Annotated in this window: 20 protein-coding genes and 1 pseudogene; 18 read left to right on the plus strand and 3 right to left on the minus strand. The window is 63.5% G+C overall.

The features are described 5' to 3' along the window. The first annotated feature begins 21 nt into the window (after window positions 1-21). The gene (locus NKJ26_RS11495; protein ID WP_352600407.1) at window positions 22-792 is read left to right on the plus strand and encodes a sulfite exporter TauE/SafE family protein; all 771 of its coding nucleotides are present in this window, start codon (window positions 22-24) and stop codon (window positions 790-792) included. Between the two features lie 42 nt (window positions 793-834). Here the strand turns inward: NKJ26_RS11495 and NKJ26_RS11500 are convergent, their stop codons facing one another. After that, complete coding sequence (locus NKJ26_RS11500) at window positions 835-1,386, minus strand: DUF2269 family protein (protein ID WP_352695330.1); 552 nt, start codon at window positions 1,384-1,386, stop codon at window positions 835-837. 334 nt (window positions 1,387-1,720) lie between these two features. Between NKJ26_RS11500 and NKJ26_RS11505 the strand changes: the two genes are divergently transcribed. The 6 genes from NKJ26_RS11505 (at window position 1,721) to NKJ26_RS11530 (ending at window position 6,393) form a co-directional block, all read left to right on the plus strand. Beyond that, window positions 1,721-2,101 (plus strand): hypothetical protein, encoded by a 381-nt coding sequence (locus NKJ26_RS11505; RefSeq protein WP_027027270.1) that lies wholly within the window; start codon window positions 1,721-1,723, stop codon window positions 2,099-2,101. A 378-nt stretch (window positions 2,102-2,479) separates the two neighbouring features. After that, window positions 2,480-3,013 (plus strand): protease adaptor protein RcdA, encoded by a 534-nt coding sequence (gene rcdA / locus NKJ26_RS11510; protein WP_352695331.1) that lies wholly within the window; start codon window positions 2,480-2,482, stop codon window positions 3,011-3,013. 88 nt (window positions 3,014-3,101) lie between these two features. Then, the gene (gene ruvC, locus NKJ26_RS11515; protein ID WP_352600401.1) at window positions 3,102-3,614 is read left to right on the plus strand and encodes a crossover junction endodeoxyribonuclease RuvC; all 513 of its coding nucleotides are present in this window, start codon (window positions 3,102-3,104) and stop codon (window positions 3,612-3,614) included. 13 nt (window positions 3,615-3,627) lie between these two features. Next, window positions 3,628-4,248, plus strand: a complete 621-nt coding sequence (ruvA, locus tag NKJ26_RS11520) for a Holliday junction branch migration protein RuvA (RefSeq protein WP_352695332.1) — start codon at window positions 3,628-3,630, stop codon at window positions 4,246-4,248. 43 nt (window positions 4,249-4,291) lie between these two features. Next, window positions 4,292-5,329 (plus strand): Holliday junction branch migration DNA helicase RuvB, encoded by a 1,038-nt coding sequence (gene ruvB / locus NKJ26_RS11525; protein ID WP_352695333.1) that lies wholly within the window; start codon window positions 4,292-4,294, stop codon window positions 5,327-5,329. A gap of 161 nt (window positions 5,330-5,490) precedes the next feature. Then, complete coding sequence (locus tag NKJ26_RS11530) at window positions 5,491-6,393, plus strand: metallophosphoesterase (protein ID WP_352600395.1); 903 nt, start codon at window positions 5,491-5,493, stop codon at window positions 6,391-6,393. A 4-nt stretch (window positions 6,394-6,397) separates the two neighbouring features. On the opposite strand, the gene NKJ26_RS11535 is transcribed toward NKJ26_RS11530, so the two are convergent. Continuing rightward, window positions 6,398-7,648 carry a glycoside hydrolase family 5 protein gene (locus NKJ26_RS11535; protein ID WP_352695334.1) on the minus strand — a complete coding sequence of 417 codons (1,251 nt, stop codon included), beginning with the start codon at window positions 7,646-7,648 and terminating at the stop codon, window positions 6,398-6,400. A 57-nt stretch (window positions 7,649-7,705) separates the two neighbouring features. On the opposite strand from NKJ26_RS11535, the gene ybgC reads away from it, so the two are divergent. From ybgC to NKJ26_RS11590, 11 genes and pseudogenes are all read left to right on the plus strand, one after another. Then, entirely contained in the window at window positions 7,706-8,176 is a 471-nt protein-coding gene (ybgC, locus tag NKJ26_RS11540) for a tol-pal system-associated acyl-CoA thioesterase (protein ID WP_352695335.1), read from the plus strand. Window positions 8,177-8,457: 281 nt separating this feature from the next. After that, a complete protein-coding gene (tolQ, locus tag NKJ26_RS11545) occupies window positions 8,458-9,168 on the plus strand; it encodes a protein TolQ (protein WP_352600391.1) in 711 nt (236 codons plus the stop codon). An 11-nt stretch (window positions 9,169-9,179) separates the two neighbouring features. Next, window positions 9,180-9,632 (plus strand): protein TolR, encoded by a 453-nt coding sequence (tolR, locus tag NKJ26_RS11550; protein ID WP_352600389.1) that lies wholly within the window; start codon window positions 9,180-9,182, stop codon window positions 9,630-9,632. A gap of 7 nt (window positions 9,633-9,639) precedes the next feature. Further along, window positions 9,640-10,800: a cell envelope integrity protein TolA gene (gene tolA / locus NKJ26_RS11555; protein WP_352695336.1), complete on the plus strand. Its 1,161-nt coding sequence runs from the start codon at window positions 9,640-9,642 to the stop codon at window positions 10,798-10,800. Window positions 10,801-10,840: 40 nt separating this feature from the next. Continuing rightward, entirely contained in the window at window positions 10,841-12,151 is a 1,311-nt protein-coding gene (gene tolB, locus NKJ26_RS11560; RefSeq protein ID WP_352695337.1) for a Tol-Pal system beta propeller repeat protein TolB, read from the plus strand. 32 nt (window positions 12,152-12,183) lie between these two features. After that, window positions 12,184-12,723 carry a four helix bundle protein gene (locus NKJ26_RS11565; protein WP_352695338.1) on the plus strand — a complete coding sequence of 180 codons (540 nt, stop codon included), beginning with the start codon at window positions 12,184-12,186 and terminating at the stop codon, window positions 12,721-12,723. A gap of 94 nt (window positions 12,724-12,817) precedes the next feature. After that, complete coding sequence (pal, locus tag NKJ26_RS11570) at window positions 12,818-13,324, plus strand: peptidoglycan-associated lipoprotein Pal (RefSeq protein ID WP_352695339.1); 507 nt, start codon at window positions 12,818-12,820, stop codon at window positions 13,322-13,324. Window positions 13,325-13,552: 228 nt separating this feature from the next. Then, on the plus strand, window positions 13,553-14,683 hold the full coding sequence (gene ybgF / locus NKJ26_RS11575; RefSeq protein ID WP_352695340.1) for a tol-pal system protein YbgF: 1,131 nt from the start codon (window positions 13,553-13,555) through the stop codon (window positions 14,681-14,683). Between the two features lie 58 nt (window positions 14,684-14,741). Continuing rightward, window positions 14,742-16,172 (plus strand): tRNA lysidine(34) synthetase TilS, encoded by a 1,431-nt coding sequence (gene tilS / locus NKJ26_RS11580; protein ID WP_352695341.1) that lies wholly within the window; start codon window positions 14,742-14,744, stop codon window positions 16,170-16,172. A gap of 120 nt (window positions 16,173-16,292) precedes the next feature. Next, window positions 16,293-18,221 (plus strand): ATP-dependent zinc metalloprotease FtsH, encoded by a 1,929-nt coding sequence (ftsH, locus tag NKJ26_RS11585; RefSeq protein ID WP_027023575.1) that lies wholly within the window; start codon window positions 16,293-16,295, stop codon window positions 18,219-18,221. 276 nt (window positions 18,222-18,497) lie between these two features. Next, a pseudogene (locus tag NKJ26_RS11590) lies at window positions 18,498-18,736 on the plus strand (transposase); the annotation flags it as partial. A 101-nt stretch (window positions 18,737-18,837) separates the two neighbouring features. Here NKJ26_RS11590 and NKJ26_RS11595 read toward each other — a convergent pair. Beyond that, window positions 18,838-19,683 (minus strand): hypothetical protein, encoded by an 846-nt coding sequence (locus tag NKJ26_RS11595; protein ID WP_352695342.1) that lies wholly within the window; start codon window positions 19,681-19,683, stop codon window positions 18,838-18,840. Window positions 19,684-19,947: the final 264 nt, after the last annotated feature.

Here is a 19,947-nt window from a genome sequence, read left to right on the forward strand (position 1 = left end):
CCCTCCAGACCAGTTCCTCCCATGTCAGGCCTGCTTTCAGATCCGTGGTTCTACGCGGCTGCCATTCCGGCGGTCGTTCTGGTCGGCCTGTCCAAGGGCGGCTTCGGCGGCGCTGTCGGTTTCGTCGGCGTGCCGCTGATGGCGCTGACCATGCCGCCAGTGCAGGCGGCGGCGATCCTGCTGCCCATCCTGTGCCTGATGGACATCGTCTCTGTGTGGACATGGCGGGGTATCTACGACCGCAAGATGCTGGTCGATATGATGCCGGGCGCGGTCATCGGCATTGGACTGGGATGGCTGACGGCCGCACTGGTCACCGAAGAGGCGGTGCGCCTCATCGTCGGCGCCGTCGCCATCATCTTCGTGCTGCGCTGGCTCTATTTGCAGTTTCGCCATGGCGCCGGCCACGCAGCCGAACCCAACCGGGCGGCCGCCGCCCTGTGGGGCACGGTCGCCGGTTTCACCAGCTTCGTCGCCCATGTCGGCGGCCCGCCCTTCCAGGTCTACGCGCTGCCGATCCGGCTCGATCCCAAGGTGTTGTCGGGCACCGCGGCGATCTTCTTCGCGGCCACCAATGCGCTGAAGCTTGTGCCCTATTTCGCGCTCGGCCAGTTCGACACCGCCAATCTGACGGCTTCCGCCGTGCTGATGCCGCTGGCGCCGCTGGCGACCATTGCCGGTGCGTGGCTGGTGCGGCGGATGCGGCCCGAGATTTTCTATCCCTTCACCTACGCCACGGTGGCCGTGGTAGCGGTCAAGCTGCTGTGGGACGGCGTTGCCGGCCTGATGTAAGCGGGTGAGGCGGCCGCAGCCGCACTCACCATAGGGGCGGCATCAGGCAGGGCTCGGCACGAGACGACGGTTGCCGCCAAGGGCCAGCGTGGCGCCCGCCACGACGACCAGCGCCATGCCGGCGAGGATGGCGATGTCCTGCGCGGTCGGCTTGAGCACCATATCGGCGACGATCACCAGCATCACCGCGTAGTCGAACCGCGCCGTGCTCATCATGCGCTGCGCGATGGCGAGAGCGGCCGGCGTTACACCCTCCTTGGCGATCATCGCGCCCATGCGTTCGCCGGTTGGCTTGAAGATGAACATGCCGATCGAAAACGTTGTGGCGTAGCCGACCAGACCGATGATGATCCACAGATCGGAGAAGCCGACCCAGAAGCCGCACATGATGAGGCCGAAGATCAGGGTCAGCATCGACAGCGGCGCGAAAAACGTGCCGCCCAGCCGCCCGCTGGCGCAGATCGCCTGCAGCTTGTCCTCGATGTTGTCCGCGCGTTCGGCGAGCATGCCGAGCAGGAACAGCACGAAGCCGCCGCCGACCCACAGAATGGCCGAGGCGACGTGGAGGAATTTGACGATAGAATACCAGTCCATGAGTTGCTCCTGAGGTGTTTCTGGTGGGCTTGGGTGGAGCTGATTTGCTCCAGCCGTCAGAGGAGCGGGCGTTTAGCGTGGCGCGTGTTTCGGAACGATGTCGCGAAAATTCGGCTCTGTTTCCGGTCTCCCAGCCAACGGAAAAGGCCGCTGAGATAACGAACGCGCAACCTCATTTTCTGCTAATATGCAAAGCGTCGGGAGGGGTCGGCGCGACGTCGTCCGGAAATAGGCCGTTGCGAGTGCGCCGACGCCGGAGTCCGGTGGCGACAACAATCGCCTGACGATCAACCCATTCCCGAAAACGGGAAAAGGCAATTCGAGGGGAACATATATGCAAGGGGTAGCACGAAATTTCTTCACACTGGCCATCATCTATTCGTTGTGCGGCATGGCGCTAGGCCTGCACATGGCGATCAGCCAGGATCATGGCCAGATGCCGACGCACGCGCACACCATGGTCGCCGGATGGCTGATGTCGCTGGTCTTCGCCTTCTTCTACCATCTGTTTCCAGCGGCCGGGCAAAAGACGCTCGCGCTCGTTCACTTCTGGCTGACGGCGGTCAGCGGCATCGGCTTGCTGATCGGCCTCTATTTCCTGCTCGCCGGCAATGCCGCGATCGAACCGCTGGTGGCCGCCTCTTCAATGGGCTTCTACGCTGCCATGCTGCTGTTTGCCGTCATCTCCCTGCCGACGGTCTGGAAGACGGCCTGAGCTGAACTGGAATGAGGCTTGGTGCTGTGCTGTTACGGCACAGATCGGGAGGTTTGGTCAAAAAACATCGGCGCCGTTAAGCATTCATTAAGCTTTACAGGTGTTTACTATGTTCATCCAGTGATCTGGATTCTTACCGAGTGGTTGGAGCCACTTTGTTTGACGCCTCCCTGTTAAACTCCTGAGAGCCGCCTTATCCGCGGCTCTTTTTTTGTCCGCATTCCAGCGGTAGCCGCGCACCGGCTCGCCGTTAACCTTCTGTTAAACATGTGCTTGCCTTCGCCCACGACGAAGCGCATTTTCAAGCCTCAGTCATATAGGGTGCCGGACGTAACCGCAGGGGCCGAATCGCCCGGTTGCAAGTGCAGGGGCGTATCAATGAACGAGCTTTCGAAGGGCAGTGAAAAAACCGTCAAGCTGGCGGAACGCCGGGTTTTTTCGCACTCCTTCAAGCCGCTTTACCAGGAGGGCATGGGCCTGGTCGAACAGGCGGCGGAATATCTCGACGGCAAGGGCCGCGCCGAGGCGAAGAAGCTGTCCAGGCTGGCGGCTACGCTCTATGCCGCCGAATCGATGCGGCTGACCACCAGGCTGATGCAGGTTGCTTCCTGGCTGCTTTTGCAGCGCGCGGCGAATTCCGGCGAAATGACCCGCGACCAGGTCGCGTCGGAAAAATCCAAGGTGCGCCTCGACACTGCTTCCGCCCATGACGAAGCCGTCGGCTGGGCCGAACTGCCGAAGGATTTCCTCGACCTCGTCGACGGGTCGCTGCGCCTGCAGGCGCTGGTGCGCCGCATGGACGACGAGATTTACGGCGCCGGCGCGGTGATCGACATGCAACCGGTCGGCCGCAGACCCAATCCGGTCTCCGACCAGATCAGCCTGCTCAACACGGCTTTCGCGCGCAATTAAGCGAGCTCTGAGGCATCCCCGCAAGGTCTCGTTTCCGGTTTGTTCACATTTCGCTGGCATCGCTGTCCACCGGAGGTAGACTGACCGGATGGGGGACGCGATTCGCATCATTGGTATCGATCCGGGGCTCAGGCGCACCGGCTGGGGCATCGTCGAGAGCCTCGGCAATTCGTTGCGCTTCATCGCCTCCGGCACGGTGCGTTCCGAGGATAAGGCGGCGCTGGCGACGCGGCTGTGCCAGTTGCACGACGGGCTGGCCGAAATCCTGCATACGGCCATGCCGCACGAGGCGGCCGTCGAACAGACCTTCGTCAACAAGGATGCGGTGGCGACGCTGAAGCTCGGCCAGGCACGCGGCATTGCCATGCTGGTGCCGGCGCGCGCCGGCCTCGTCGTTGCCGAATATGCGCCCAATGCCGTCAAGAAGGCGGTGATCGGCGTCGGCCATGGCGACAAGAAGCAGATCCACATGATGGTCAAGGTGCTGCTGCCGAAAGCGACCTTCGACACCGAACATGCCGCCGACGCGCTCGCCATCGCCATCTGCCACGCGCATCACCGGCAGAGCGTGGCCTACCGTATGGCGGCATTGGCATCGTGAGGGATTGTTCGGCATGATCGGCAAGCTCAAGGGCACGCTGGACGAGATCGACGAGGATCATTGCCTGGTCGATGTACATGGCGTCGGCTATGTCGCCTATTGCTCCTCGCGCACGCTGGCCGCGCTGCCCTCGCCCGGCGAAGCGGTTGTGCTGTTCATCGAGACCTATGTACGTGAGGATATGATCAGGCTCTACGGCTTCCAGTCGGTGCTGGAGCGGGAATGGTTCCGGCTGCTGATGAGCAATGTGCAAGGCGTCGGCGCCAAGGTGGCGCTGGCCATCCTGTCGACGCTGGCGCCCGCCGATCTCGCCAACGCCATTGCGCTGCGCGACATCGCCATGGTTTCTCGCGCGCCAGGCGTCGGAAAGAAGGTGGCCGAGCGCATCGTTACCGAGTTGAAGAACAAGGCGCCGGCCTATGCCGGCACTGCCTCGGGCACCATCGGCCTGAAGCAGGAACTCGGAGAAGGCGTGGCGGCCGCGCCGATCGCCGACGCCGTCTCGGCGCTGGTCAATCTCGGCTATTCACGCGACACCGCGGCTAATGCGGTGGCGGCGGCGCTGAAGACGGCGGGCGAGGATGCGGATGCGCCGAAGCTGATCCGTTTTGGGCTGAAGGAACTGGCGCGGTGAGCGCTCGCTTGTCCGGTTCCCGGCCATATGCGAGGAAGGCGGCATGAGCCCGTCCCCCCGCCTCATTGCTCCGGAAAAACGCGGCGAGGATGCCGAGCAGACCTTGCGTCCGCAGACGCTTGACGATTTCGTCGGCCAGGCGGCGGTGCGAGCCAATCTCAAAGTGTTCATCGAGGCCGCGAAGGGACGCAACGAGGCGCTCGACCATGTGCTGTTCGTCGGGCCGCCCGGTCTCGGCAAGACGACGCTGGCGCAGATCATGGCGCGCGAACTCGGCGTCAATTTCCGCTCGACCTCCGGCCCGGTCATCGCCAAGGCCGGCGATCTGGCGGCACTGCTCACCAATCTCGAAGAAGGCGACGTGCTGTTCATCGACGAGATCCATCGGCTGAGCCCGGCGGTGGAGGAAATCCTCTATCCGGCGATGGAGGATTTCCAGCTCGACCTGATCATTGGCGAGGGGCCGGCCGCGCGCTCGGTGAAGATCGACCTTGCCCGCTTCACCCTGGTCGCGGCCACCACGCGGCTTGGCCTGCTGACCAATCCGTTGCGCGACCGTTTCGGCATTCCGGTGCGGCTCAATTTCTATACGGTCGAAGAGCTGGAGCAGATCGTGCGGCGCGGCGCCCGCATCATGCACATGCCGCTCGGCGACGACGGCGCGCTGGAGATCGCGCGACGCGCACGCGGCACGCCGCGCATCGCCGGACGACTGCTGCGCCGTGTGCGCGATTTCGCATCGGTCGCCGGCGATGGCCATGTCGACCGCCTGATCGCCGATGAGGCATTGACCCGGCTGGAGGTGGACGCGCTCGGCCTGGACGCGCTCGACCGGCGGTATCTGTCGATGATCGCCCGCAATTTCGGCGGCGGGCCGGTCGGCATCGAGACGATCGCCGCCGGCCTGTCGGAGCCGCGCGACGCCATCGAGGACATTATCGAGCCCTATCTGATCCAGCAGGGTTTCATTCAGCGCACGCCGCGCGGCCGTGTGCTGACGGCCAATGCCTGGCGGCATCTCGGTCTCAATGAGCCGAAGGACCTTGCGCAGCAGCAGATCAACCTGTTCCAGGAAGAATGAACGGCTGCGCATTGGCGGCTGGCCTGCTGGCGCCGATCAAGCATCAGTGAGCGGGCCTGCGCAAAATCTCCTAATCTTCGCCGGCTTGCCGGCACAATCCTGGCCTCTAACGGCGTCGCTACGTCGGCGCGCTTGCTCCGAGTGAGTGCCGGAGCTGAGCCATGATCACCAGACGTGGGTTCCTGAAATTCCTTGGAGGCTCGCTTCTCTCCGTCGCGGCGCTCGGCGCCTATGCTGCCGGCATCGAGCCGATGCTCCTGACGCATGTGAAGCGCTATGCCCTGACGCCATCGCATTGGCCTGCCGGACTGAAGCTGCGCATCGTTGTGCTCGCCGACATTCATGCCTGCCGGCCATGGATGACGCCGGAGCGAATTGCTTTGCTAGCCGCCGAGGCAAACACGCTTCAGCCGGATGTGACCGTCATGCTCGGAGATTATCCGGCCGGCATCCGCCTGGTGACCGACTGGGTCGATGCGTCGGAATGGGCGCCTGCTCTGTCCGGCCTCAAGGCCCCGCTCGGCGTCTGGTCGATCCTCGGCAACCATGATTGGTGGGCGGATCGTGCCGCGCAGCAGGCCGGGGCCGGGCCGACGATTTCTCGCAAAGCGCTGGAGGCCGTCGGCATTCCTGTGCTGGAGAACGATGTCGTGCGCCTGGAAAAGGACGGGCATGGCTTCTGGCTTGCCGGACTCGCCGACCAGCTGGCATTGCGACCAGCCAAAGCCTTGGGCCGTACCGGTTTCCAAGGCCTGGACGATCTCGACGGCACGCTGGCCAAGGTCAGCGACGCCTCGCCGGTCATTCTTCTCGCGCACGAGCCCGACATTTTTCCAAAGGTGCCGCACCGGGTTTCACTGACCCTGTCGGGCCATACCCATGGCGGACAAATTCGGCTGTTCGGTTATTCTCCTGTCGTGCCGTCGCGTTTCGGCAACCGCTATGCCTATGGCCATGTCGTCGAAAATGACCGCAATCTGATCGTCTCGGGCGGACTCGGCTTCAGCATCATGCCTGTTCGTTTCGGCGTCCGCCCTGAAATCCTGTCGATCGATCTTGGCTGAACGGTCAATGCAGTCCGCGGATCACGTCCATCACATCGGGCTCGGCCTTGTCGCCGTTGAAAGCATCGACGATGCCGAAGGCGCCGCCGTAGCTCCATACCGACCATGAGAAGCCGTGCGCTTCGGAGCGCGCGATCATATCCCTGACATAGGCGGCCCGGTATTCGGCCGGCACCACATAGGCATTGCCGTATTCCTGGCGGATCATGCCGAACTCGCCCAGCGTGATGTTTTCCGGTTTGATGCCGTTGGCCTTCGCCCATGCCGCAACCTTCTTGAACGGCGCATCCATCAGGCCAAGCAGCTTGTCGGGACTCTCCATGCTGGCGACCTGTTCGTCGAGATAGGCAAGAAGGCCGCTCTGGCGTGTCCATGGCGCCTCGGCCTTGATCCTGGCGCGGATGGTGTCCAGTGTCACTTCGAGCTGCGCCTGTGGCATCGCGGTCAGCGGATAAGGCAGGCCGGTCACGTAAGGAATGAAGTCGCCGGCCCAGGTCGCGCCTTGATGGGTCAGCAGAAACGGATCGTAGGAATGGAAGGTCCATATGACGTTGTCGTCCGGAATTGCCGTCGGGTCGATCTTCTCCAGTGACGAAGCCGCGGAATAGCAGGCGCCTGTCAGCACAAGGGTGAGTTTCGTCGCCGAGGAACGCGCCGCCGCGAACAGCTTGCGCTGGCGGTCCGGCCACAGGCTGGTGCCGCCGCTGTCGCAATCGACGATCGGTTCGTTCATCGGTTCGAGAGCGATCTTTTCGGGACCTTCGCCGGCCAGCGTGCGTGCCATCTTGCGCACCATTTCGATGTAGCGGTCGAAGGTCAGCGGATCGTCCATCACCTCGGCCATGCCGATGTTGCGGCTGCCGCCGGCCGGGATCAGGTGCATGTCGACGATCACATTCAGCCCGGCGCGGTTGATCATGCGGACCGAGTCCAGCACGCTGGCATAGAGGTCGTCGCGCAGGGCCACGGTCTGGTCGGACAGCAAAGGCGAGGGGTCGACCGGCATGCGCAGGAAATCGAAGCCGGCGTTCTTCAAGGCCTTCAGATCGTCATCGCCAAGGAATTTCCGCCATTCCGGGTAGGGCAGGATGGCCTTGGCATCGCTCCACTGGTTCTCACCCGGCCAGGTCACCCATTGGTCCAGGTTGAGGCCGCGCTTCAACGTGAAAGTTGCCGCGTGGCCGGGCCAGGCAAAAGCCACCAGCAGAAGCAGCGCCGCCATCAAGGTCTTGATCATCGCCGTCAACGGTGCCATCCGATGCCATGTCACGCGGGGAACAGGTGCGCCGCCGGAACTGAAAAAGGAAGCGCAATGGGCGATCATGGTGAATCGGCGACGCTGCTGGCCGGGCTTTCCGGCGCGCTGACGGAGTTCGGCCATCGGCTGATGGCGCGGGTCTATTATGCGGACACCGATTTCTCGGGCGTCGTCTACCACGCACGCTATCTCGAATTTCTCGAGCGCGGCCGTTCCGATTATCTGAGGCTCACCGGCGTGCATCACACCGAACTTGCCGACGGCAAGCACGGCGAGAAGATCGTCTGGGTGGTGCGCCGCATGGAGATCGACTTTCGAATCCCCGCCCGCATCGACGACATCCTGACTGTCGACACCCGCACCGAGAAGATTTCCGGCGCGCGCATCTTCATGGCGCAACAGCTCAAACGCGGCGACGAGGTGCTGGTCGAGGCCAAGGTCGAGGCGGCGATCATCGGCGCGGATGGCCGGCCAAGGCGCTTCCCCAGGGAGTGGATCGCAGCCTTCATACCTCGGGCATGCTGACATTCAGGTAATGCCCTGGCGCAGCGTCTGGACGATGGTCTTGCGGTGCGCGGGCGTGGCAATGCGCCGCGCTTCCAGAACTAACCCATCCTTAACCATAACGGTTCATGAAGATATTGGTGAAGATTGGCGGGATTCAGCGCCTTCGTTTCACCAATATTTGCTCCGAAAAGGCCGCCAACGGCACAGTTTGGGGTTGTTCCGGTAGCTTCGTGCGAACCGACCACAAGGGATGCCATGGGCCAGCCGCCAGCTCGCCTGGAAATCTTAAGGACGTAACGATGGAAAATATCGCACTCGCCGAACCGGGCGCGCAATTGTCGATTTGGGCGCTGTTCATGCAGGCCAGCTGGGTGGTCAAGCTGGTCATGATCGGTTTGCTCTGCGCTTCGGTCTGGACCTGGGCGATCATCGTCGACAAGCTGGTTGCCTATGCCCGCATGCGGCTGGCGCTGAACCGCTTCGAGCAGGTGTTCTGGTCCGGGCAGTCACTGGAGGAACTCTACCGCACGCTCGCCGACCGCAAGACGTCAGGCATGGGCGCAATTTTCGTCGCCGCCATGCGCGAATGGAAGAAGAGCTTCGAGAAGGGCGCCAAGTCGCCGCTCGGCCTGCAGACCCGCATCGACAAGGCGATGGACCTGGCGCTGACCCGAGAGATGGAGAAGCTCGAGGGGCGCCTCGGCTTTCTTGCCACGACAGGTTCGGCGGCGCCCTTTATCGGCCTGTTCGGCACCGTCATCGGCATCATGACCTCGTTCCAGGCGATCGCCGGATCCAAGAACACCAGCCTTGCGGTGGTTGCGCCCGGCATTGCCGAGGCATTGCTGGCGACGGCCATCGGCCTGCTCGCCGCCATCCCCGCCGTCATCGCCTACAACAAGCTGTCGTCCGACGCGAACAAGATCGCGGTGCGCATGGAAGGGTTCTCCGACGAGTTCTCCGCCATACTCTCGCGCCAAATCGATGAAAAAGTCGCGCCGAAGGCCTGAGGAGCAACAGAATGGGTATGTCCGTAGGCATAGCGGGACGCGGCGGGCGCGGCCACAGGCGGCGCGGCCGTCACCATGGACTGATGTCGGAGATCAACGTCACGCCGATGGTCGACGTCATGCTGGTGCTGCTGATCATCTTCATGGTCGCGGCGCCGATGCTGACGGTCGGCGTGCCGATCGACCTGCCCGATACGCAGGCCAAGGCCATGAATGCCGACACGCAGCCGATCACCGTCTCGATCAACGCCGAGGGCCAGATCTATCTGCAGGAAACCGAGATTCCGATCGAGGAACTGGTGGCCAAGCTGCAGGCGATTTCCAAGACCGGCTACGAAGAACGCATCTTCATCCGCGGCGACAAGTCCACGGATTATGGCACGGCGATGAAGGTGATGGCCCGCATTTCGGCCGCCGGTTACAAGAATATCGGCCTGGTTTCATTGCAGGAACAGGATCAATAGACGCACGATGAGGACCGGCCTCACCACATCGGTGATACTGCATGCGGCGGTGCTGGCCTTCGGCCTGTTCACCCTGTCGGCGCCGGCCGCGCTCCCGTCGGCCGATGTCGAGTCGGTCGCGGTCGACATCGTGCCGATGGAAGCTATCGCGCAGACGTTGCAGGGCGACAAGAAGGCCGTCATGCATGAAAAGCCGGCGCCGCTGCCGACGCAGCGCCCGGACATCGTGCCGGATGCACAGAAGGTCGGTGAAAACAGCGTCGACACCGACAAGCCGATAACGCCGGAAGCCAAGCCGAAGCCCGTCGACACCACATCGGCTCCGCCGCCGTCGCCGACCCCGGCCGAGAAGCCCAAGACCGAGGACGTTCCGAAGCCGCAGGAGAAGCCCAAACCGGTGCCTGCGACCGAAGTGGCGCCGGCACCGCAGCCCAAGGAAGAGGTGAAGCCCGAGCCGGTCAAGCAGACGGAGCCCAAGCCGACGCCGGCCAAGGAGCCGACGCCGACGCCGCCTCAAGACAAGACCGCTGCCATCGAACCGACGCCCGAGGTGAAGCCCGACGCCGTTGCCCAGGCGATCGCCAAAGACCAGCCTTACGACGCCCAGCTTCCGGACTCCGCGCCCGCCCCGCAAGCGCGGCCGAAGCCGCAGCCGCAGCCGGCGCAGGCTGAAAGCGCCAAGGCGCCCGACCGCAAGGATGCCGACAAGCCGGTCAAGGAGGCCTCGTCGAAACCGAAATCCGACGACAAGCAGTTCAATGCAGACGAGATCTCTGCGCTGCTCGACAAGCAGAAACCGTCCGGCGGCGGCGCCAAGCGCTCGACCCAGCAGTCTTCGCTCGGCGGCGAGAAGGATCAGGGCCAGAAGCTGTCGAGGTCGGAGCAGGGGGCCTTGGAAAGTCAGTTGGGTGGTTGCTGGACCTTGCCGGCCGGCGTGGAAGGCTCGGAGAATTTCATTGTCGTCGTCCGCTTCAATCTGGACACTTCCGGCAAACTCAACGGCCGTCCATCCGTTGAACAGTCGAGCGGCAACCGGCAGTTCGATGAAAGCGCCGTGCGCGCGGTTCAAAAATGCGACGTGGCCGGCCTGCAGGTTCCCGCCGGCAAGCAAGACATCTGGTCCGATATCCGGGTCACATTCGATCCAAGGGAAATGCTCGGCCTCTAGGCCTGGCGTCCACACAGTCAATGAAGAGAAGCGAAAAGATATGAGATCTTTCCTCAAGCCGCTCCTGGCGATTGCAGCGATGGCGCTGGGCATGACGGCGGTCGTTCCCATGCCTGCATGGGCTCTCGTCGAGCTCAACGTCAACAAGGGCAATGTCGAGCCGCTGCCGATCGCCATCACCGATTTCCAGGGCGGCGATGCGCTTGGCGCCCAGATTTCCGAGATCGTCACCGCCGATCTCAAGCGCTCAGGCCTATTCGCGCCAATCGACAAAAGCGCCTTCATCGAGAAGATCACCAACCCGGACGCCGCCCCGCGCTTCGACGACTGGAAGGTCATCAACGCGCAGGCGCTGGTCACCGGCAGCGTCAGCAAGGAAGCCGACGGCCGCATCCGCGCCCAATACCGGCTGTGGGACACCTTTGCCGGCCAGCAGATGGCCGGCGAGCAGTTCTTCGCCAATGACGCCAATCAGCGGCGCGTCGCTCACATCATCGCCGATGCCATCTATGAGCGGCTCACCGGCGAGAAAGGCTATTTCGACACGCGCGTCGTCTTCATCGACGAATCCGGCGCCAAGAACGCCCGCAAGAAGCGCCTCGCCATCATGGACCAGGACGGCGCCAACGTCCGCTATCTCTCGAACGGCAAGTCGATCGTGCTGACGCCGCGTTTCTCGCCGAACCGGCAGGAAATCACCTATATGTCCTATGAAAGCGGACAGCCGCGTGTCTATCTCCTGCAGATCGAGACCGGACAGCGCGAACTGGTCGGCAATTTCCCCGGCATGACCTTCGCCCCGCGCTTCTCGCCAGACGGCCAGAAGGTGATCATGAGCCTGCTGCGCGACGACGGCAATTCCAACATCTTCGCCATGGATTTGCGCAGCCGCTCGACGACAAGGTTGACCAATTCGGCCGCGATCGACACATCGCCGTCCTATTCGCCCGACGGCAGCAAGGTGGTGTTCACCTCCGACCGTGGCGGCCGCGCGCAGATCTATGTGATGGGCGCCGATGGCTCGGGCCAGACCCGCATCTCCTTCGGCGACGGCGTCTATTCGACCCCGGTGTGGTCGCCGCGCGGCGACCTCATCGCTTTCACCAAACAGACCGGCGGCGAATTCCAGATCGGCGTCATGAAGACCGACGGCTCGGGCGAACGCATCCTGTCGTCCGGCTTCCAGCAGGAAGGCCCGACCTGGGCGCCGAACGGCCGCGTGCTGATGTTCTTCCGCGACTCCGCCGGTGGCCCCAAACTGATCTCGGTCGATCTCACCGGCCGCAACGAACAATCGATCCCGACGGCGAACTTCGCTTCCGATCCGGCTTGGTCGCCGCTCCTGGAATAGGACAGGAATTGAAGAATTGAAGAATTGAAGAGATGGAGAAAGCAGGGGGCTACGTTAAGCGAGCGAAGGACCTGGAGGTCTACAAGCGCGCCTATGCGGTTTCTCTCGAAGTGCACAAAGCCACGCTCGCTTTCCCGAAAATAGAGCAGTACGCGCTGGCCGATCAGATGCGCCGCTCCAGCAAGGCCATTTGCGCCAATCTGGCGGAGGGTTTTGCCAAGCAGACCCATTCCAAGGCCGAATTCGCACGGTTCATCTCGATGGCCATAGGGTCGTGCAGTGAAGTGGAGACTTGGGTTTCGTATGCGTTCGACCTTGAGTATATAAAGCAAAAGCAGCTCGACGAATGGCTGCGATCCTACCGCCCATGTCCATGGAATGCTGGTCAATCTGAGAGAGAAGCTGACGTGAACTCTCTCGTCCGGGGGCCTCGTCATTTCTTCAATTCCTCAACTCTCCAATTCCCTTTTTTTCACATCTCGGTCGCGTTTTGGCCGCATTTCCGCCTAGGGTCCGCGCCAACTGTGGCCCCGGACCAAGAGGTTGCGGACGGGCGGCCCAAACCAACCTAAACCAAATTTTAACCGTGTTTCTTGAATGCCGGTTAACCCAAACGTGGTTACTGGGTGATCAACGAAATCACTCGAAATGCGAAGGAGAGGCGGCATGGGCCGTATCGCAGCACTTACCAGAAACCCGGTCATGATCGCGCTGGTGGCAATGCTCGCCATCGCCGGTTGCGCCTCGAAGAAGACCCCGAACAGCGCGGCCGATCTCGGCCTCAACGGTGCCGGCGCGGCAACGCCCGGCTCGGCGCAGGACTTCACCGTCAACATCGGCGACCGCATCTTCTTCGACACGGACTCGTCCTCGATCCGCGCCGACGCGCAGACGACGCTTGCCCGCCAGGCGCAGTGGCTGAACCAGTACAAGCAATATGCGATCGTCGTCGAAGGCCATGCCGACGAACGCGGCACGCGTGAGTACAATCTGGCGCTCGGCGCCCGCCGCGCGGCCGCCACGCGGGACTTCCTGGTTTCCAAGGGTGTTTCCGGCAGCCGCCTGAAGACGATTTCCTACGGCAAGGAGCGTCCAGTCGCGGTGTGCGACGACATCTCCTGCTGGTCGCAGAACCGCCGCGCGGTCACCACACTCAGCGGCGCCGGTTCCTGAGGCATCGGAGAGCCGCTCGGCGCGCCAAGAGAGCGTCCGGCTGCGCCGTAGCGGCAGAAATGCAACACAGCTTTGCGAAAGGCGGCCCTCAGGGCCGCCTTTTTCATATCCAGGTGCCCGAAACAAAATTTGGACGAAGTCTCGCGCCCTGTTATGAGCCCAGGGCGCTTGGCTGGTCTCCACCGATTGGAAAGCGCGAACAGACTAACGACACACGGCGAGAGGCACATGCATTTGAGATCGGTTCTGAGCGGCACGCTTGCGCTGCTGCTCCTATCAGGCGTCACCGCCTTGGCTGGCGGCTTGGGCGCCAACGGCACAGGGCAACCAGCCGACAGCGGCTTTTCCTTCCATCTGCCGTCAATCGAGTTGCCCGGCCTGTTCGGCGACAAGAAGAAACCGGACCAGGTTCAACTCGCGCAGCAGTCGACCGGTGCCAGCGCCACCGGGCTCGAGGATCAGCTGCGCCAGATGAACGGCAAGATCGAGGAGCTCAATTTCCAGATCCTGCAGATGCAGGAGCAGATCCGCAAGCAGCAGGAAGACAACGAGTTCCGTTTCCAGCAGCTCGAAGGCGGATCGCAAGGAGCCCAGCAGCCGGCCGGCCAGAAGAAGTCGGAGGCCGCGCCCACCGACAGCGGTAACGGCGTGGCCGAGGCACCGGTCAAGCAGGCGCCAGCCGATACCGGCAACCAGGCAGCCGGCCAGTCGGCCGGCGGCCAAAGCATCGAGGATGTCATCGTCGAATCGCCCAGCGGCGACCCCGGCAAGGTGGTCCCTGGAACGGGAGCGCCGGAAAAGACCTTCGGCACCATCACCGTCGACAAGAACGGCAACGTCGTCGATGCCGGCGGCAGTACCCAGGCGACCGCGCCGGCCCAGGACACCGCCCCGGCGACCGCCCCTTCGGCCACAGGCGCCCCGGCAAAGGCCGGCAAGTCGGACGGCACGGTGGTTGCCGCGCTGCCCTCGACCAACGACCCAGAAGAGCTCTACCGGAATTCCTATCAGTTCATCCTGTCGGGCGACTACAGCACCGCCGAACAGGGATTTCGCGATCATATCGCCCGCTTCCCCCGGGATGCGAAGACCGCGGACGCGCATTACTGGCTGGGTGAGTCGCTGCTTGGCCAGCAGAAATACCGCGACGCGGCCGAGACCTTCCTTGCCGCCAGCAAGGAATATCCCAAGGCCAAGAAGGCTCCCGACATGCTGCTGAAGCTCGGCGTATCGCTGGTCGGGCTCAAGCAGCACGACGTGGCCTGTGCCACCTTCAGCGAGGTCGGCAAGCGCTACCCCGACATTTCCAGCGCGCTCAAGGAACGCGTCAAACAGGAGAAGGCTCTGGCTGCGTGCTGACCGTTCCCGTGCATCTCGCTGTCCCAAAGCCGGGACCACTTTCGGGCGACATGCATTGATGCTCGATACCGAGCCTGATCTTTCGAAGACCCTTTTTTCGCATATCGATTTTACCAGCGGCGCCATTGCGGCCGTGTCCGGCGGCAGCGACTCGACCGCCCTGCTTCTCCTTCTCAAACAGCATCTCGACCGAACTGCGCCATCCGCCAGACTGCTGGCGGTGACGATCGACCATGGCTTACGGCTAGGCTCGGCGGCGGAAGCGGAAGCGGTGGCGAAGCTGTGCGCCGAGCGCGGTATCGCTCACCGCATCCTGGTCTGGCCGGGACGCAAGCCTTCGACCGGCCTGCCGGCGGCGGCGCGCGAGGCGCGCTACCGGCTGCTGGCAGATGCGGCGCGGGCGGAAGGCATCGGCCTGATCGTGACCGGCCACACCGCCGACGACCAGGCCGAGACCGTGCTGATGCGGCAAGCGCGTGATGAGGGATTGGCACGCGAAGAAGGACTGGCGCACGAAGAAGGACTGGCGCCTGACGGGGGCGAGGAGTTTGCCGGCACGGCCGGCCGGGGGCTGGCCGGCATGGCGCCAGCCACGCTTTATGACTGGCGCGAATGGATCGTCAGGCCGCTTCTCGGGGTCCGGCGCGCCGCATTGCGCGACGTCCTCAAGCGCCGGCATGTCGGCTGGGCCGAAGACCCGACCAATAGCGACGAAGCCTTCGAGCGGCCGCGCATGCGCGCAGCGCTGGCCGGCGATGGCGTCCAGCGCATGGCCGATGCGCTGGCGCTGGCCAGCCGGGTTGCCGCCGAGCGCACGCAACTCGGTCTCGGTGCCGCCGATCTGATCCATCGCTATGCCAGCCAGCCGGCCACGGGCCTCATCCGCCTCGACCCGCATTTGCTTTCGAATGGCGACGATCGCGCGGCCGTCTACGCGTTGCGCATTCTGCTGGCTACGACCGGAGGCGTGGCTTTCCTCCCGGACCGGGCCCGCGCAGAACTACTGTTCGGCCGGCTGAGGGGCGAGTTTTTTTGCGCCACATTGTCGCGGACGGTTGTCGATTTCCGGCGCGCCGGCATCTTCCTGCGCCGCGAGGCGCGCGGCTTGCCGCTCGGCGCCATGGTCGCCAACGACGCCGTCTGGGACGGCCGCCGCCGCATCACATTGGACGACAGGTCAGGCACATTGTTGATCGCGCCATTGGGGGCTGTCGCGGCCAGGCGGCTGGCAATCGCCGACGAGGAAGCACCGCAAAGCCTGATGCGCGCCGCGCTAGCGGCCGAGCCGGCATCGCGGCAAGCCATTGAAAACCCTGGCCTGCCGCAGGACCGGCCAGCATCGCAAGGGTTCGTCGCGCGACCGGTCATTGCGCCCTTTGCCCGTTTTCTGCCGTCCTTCGATCTGGCGCCGGCGCGGTCCGTCGCGGAACTGATCGGCGCGCCGTCGCCTCCCGCCCCGCCTTTCCGCGGCCATAGTGCCGGACGATGATGGGCGAAAGCTTAACCCAGACATGCTGTTCTGCTTGGCAATGGGGGGTGCTCTCCCTATGTTAGGCCCAAGTTTCCTCTCACGACGTGCGTCCGCTCGCGGACGCCAACGGGACAATTGATGAATCCGAACTATCGCAACCTCGCGCTCTGGGCGATCATAGCGGTCCTGCTCATCGCCCTCTTCAATCTGTTCCAGACGCCGCAGACGCGTGGGGCTTCGAGCGATGTGCCTTATTCGCAGTTCCTGCAGGATGTCGCGGCGGGCCGGGTCAAGACGGTAACGATCGCCGGCGCCCGCATCACCGGCAATTACACCGACAATTCCAGCGGGTTCCAGACCTATTCGCCCGGCGATCCGTCGCTGGTCTCGCGGCTGCAGGACAAGAACGTCACCATCAATGCGCGGCCCGAGACCGATGGTTCCAATTCGCTGTTCGGCTATCTGATTTCCTGGCTGCCGATGATCCTGATCCTCGGTGTGTGGATATTCTTCATGCGCCAGATGCAGTCCGGCTCCGGCCGGGCCATGGGCTTCGGCAAATCGAAGGCCAAGCTTCTGACCGAGGCGCATGGCCGCGTCACCTTCCAGGACGTCGCCGGCGTCGATGAAGCCAAGGAAGACCTGGAAGAGATCGTCGAGTTCCTGCGCGATCCGCAGAAATTCCAGCGCCTTGGCGGCAAGATCCCGCGCGGCGTGCTGCTGGTCGGCCCTCCGGGTACCGGCAAGACGCTGCTCGCCCGCTCGGTTGCCGGCGAAGCCAACGTGCCGTTCTTCACCATTTCCGGTTCGGATTTCGTCGAGATGTTCGTCGGCGTCGGCGCATCCCGCGTCCGCGACATGTTCGACCAGGCCAAGAAGAACGCGCCCTGCATTATCTTCATCGACGAAATCGACGCCGTGGGCCGCCATCGCGGCGCAGGCCTCGGCGGCGGTAATGACGAGCGCGAGCAGACGCTGAATCAGCTGCTGGTCGAGATGGATGGCTTCGAATCCAACGAAAGCATCATCCTGATCGCCGCCACCAACCGGCCCGACGTACTCGATCCGGCGCTGCTCAGACCGGGCCGCTTTGACCGCCAGGTCGTGGTGCCGAACCCCGACATCGTCGGCCGCGAGAAGATCCTCAAGGTGCATGTGCGCAATGTGCCGCTGGCGCCCAATGTCGATCTCAAGGTCGTTGCCCGCGGTACGCCGGGCTTCTCCGGCGCCGACCTGATGAACCTCGTCAACGAATCGGCGCTGATGGCGGCGCGGCGCAACAAGCGCCTCGTCACCATGGCCGAGTTCGAGGACGCCAAGGACAAGATCATGATGGGCGCCGAGCGCCGCTCCTCGGCCATGACCCAGGCCGAGAAGGAGCTGACCGCCTATCACGAAGCTGGTCACGCCATCCTGGCGCTCAACGTGCCGTCGGCCGATCCGCTGCACAAGGCCACCATCATCCCGCGCGGCCGCGCGCTCGGCATGGTCATGCAGTTGCCGGAAGGCGACCGCTATTCCATGAGCTACAAGTACATGATCTCGCGCCTCGCCATCATGATGGGCGGCCGCGTTGCCGAGGAGTTCAAGTTCGGCAAGGAGAACATCACGTCGGGCGCTTCCTCCGACATCGAGCAAGCAACCAAGCTGGCGCGCGCCATGGTCACGCGCTGGGGCTTCTCCGACAAGCTCGGCCATGTCGCCTATGGCGACAACCAGGAGGAAGTGTTCCTCGGCCACTCGGTGGCGCGCACGCAGAACATCTCGGAAGAGACGGCGCAGATCATCGACGCCGAAGTGCGCCGCCTGATCGACGAGGCCTATTCGACGGCGAAGTCCATCCTGACCAAGAAGAAGAAGGAATGGATCGCGCTGGCGCAAGGGTTGCTCGAATACGAGACGCTGTCGGGCGACGAGATCAAGCAACTGATCGCCGGCGAGAAGCCCGCGCGTGACCTCGGTGACGACACGCCGCCCAGCCGTGGCTCAGCCGTGCCGAAGTCCGGTGGCCGCCGCAAGAAGGGCCCCGAGCCCGAAGGCGGAATGGAGCCGCAGCCGTCAAGCTAGGCTTTGCCGGGAGACTGATTTCGAAAACGCCGCGGCTGGTCCGCGGCGTTTTTGTTAACGGAGGCTTTGCTGGTGATCCACCCGGCCAAAGACCGGCCAGTTGTTGAAGTCGGCGCCGGTCCTCATTGCCCTGCCCGTCCTCCGCAGCAGCTGCGCTGCAGCTGCGGAGGGTGGACCGGGTAGTGTGCTGAGAGTTCTGCAAATTCGCTGAGCGAGGGCGGTCATGGCAGGCTGGTGATGTTCAACGTCACCTGATTCCCGCGAAGGAACGCCACCATGACCAAGACTGAAAGTAAGACCGCCAGCGCTGCCGTCAAAGACATTCTGCTTTCGAACCCGGATGAATTGCACGAAGTGATCCGTGCGGTGATGCAAGAGGTGCTCGAGGCCGAGATGGACGAGGCGCTTCGAAGAGCGAACGCACGCCGGAGCGGCTTGGCTACCGCTCAGGCTATCATGGCCGCACCCTTGTCACCCGTGTCGGCAAGCTTGAGCTGCGGGTTCCGCAGGGGAGGGGGCGGCAACGAGGGCTGAATAGATCGCTGGCAATTGGCAACAAACCGGCCCGCCAACCTTGCGGTTCGCGGGCCTTTTGATCTTCAGCTACATGGGCCGATCAGCTCTTCAGCTTGGCATTGCAGAGGCTGTAGAAGCCGCCGCCTTTCTGGATCCACTTGAGACCGCCAAGCGTGTTGGCGTCCTTGTTGGCATAATACTGTTCGAGGCAGGTATGCATCCGACCCTTTGCCGGAGTCTCGCCGGCGAATTTCGGCGAGATCGCGGACGGGAAAGTGACGCCCTTGGGGGCAGCCGCTGTCGGCTTTACCGGCTCCTTGGTATAGTTTGCCTCGCTCGGGGCAGGCACGGTGTCGTCATCCGAGGCGGCGGCGCCGCATTCGGCCTTGCGGAAGTCGTTCCACTTCATGCCTTTGAGCGTATTCGCCGTCTTCGCGGCCTGGTACTTGGTGCTGCATTCGGCCATGCTCAGGCCCTTGCCGCCGTCGTCGGAAGCCGCCGCGGCAGCCTTGGTGGTCGCCGGCTTGGTGGTCTCGGCGGCGGCGGATGCACCGGCGGCGCATTCGGTCTTGCGGAAGTCGTTCCACTTCATGCCGTTCAGCGTGCCGGCAGTTTTTGCCGCCTGGTACTTGGCGCTGCATTCCTTGGCGGTCAGGCCTTTCGCGGTGCCGTCATCGGCAGCCGCCGCGGCCTTTGTCGCCTTGGCCGGTTTCGTTTCGGCGGCCTTCTTGGTATCGGCTGCCTTGGTATCGGTCGCGGCCGCGGCATCGGTACCGCACTGGGCCTTGCGGAACTGGTTCCAGGTCTGTCCGGAAAGCGTCCCCGCGTCCTTGGCGGCATTATATTTCGTGCTGCATTCGGCCATCGTCAGCGCGCTGGCTGGTGCCGCCAGGAACAACGTCACTACGGCGAGGCCGGTCAAAGTGGCAAGTCGGTGGATGAGCATAGCGTTTCTCCGTTGCAGCAGCCCATTATACGTCCCGGCAAATCAATAACGCTCAACGACCGGTTGCGCCAGATGCTAAGTTACGTATATATCGCCGAAAACCGGCGCCTCCCGGCAAGGTGATGAAATTGTTGTCGCTTGCCGGCTTCAGGACAAGGTTTTCCCGGCGCATTCGCGCCGAATGGCTCGCGTAACTTGTATATTGCGGCGGGACAGTCTCGCCATGCTGGGCCGGCGCAGTGTTGTGTGCAGTGCACAACAATG

Source organism: Mesorhizobium sp. M0152 (assembly GCF_040322415.1).
In the GTDB taxonomy this organism is placed as follows: Bacteria; Pseudomonadota; Alphaproteobacteria; order Rhizobiales; family Rhizobiaceae; genus Mesorhizobium.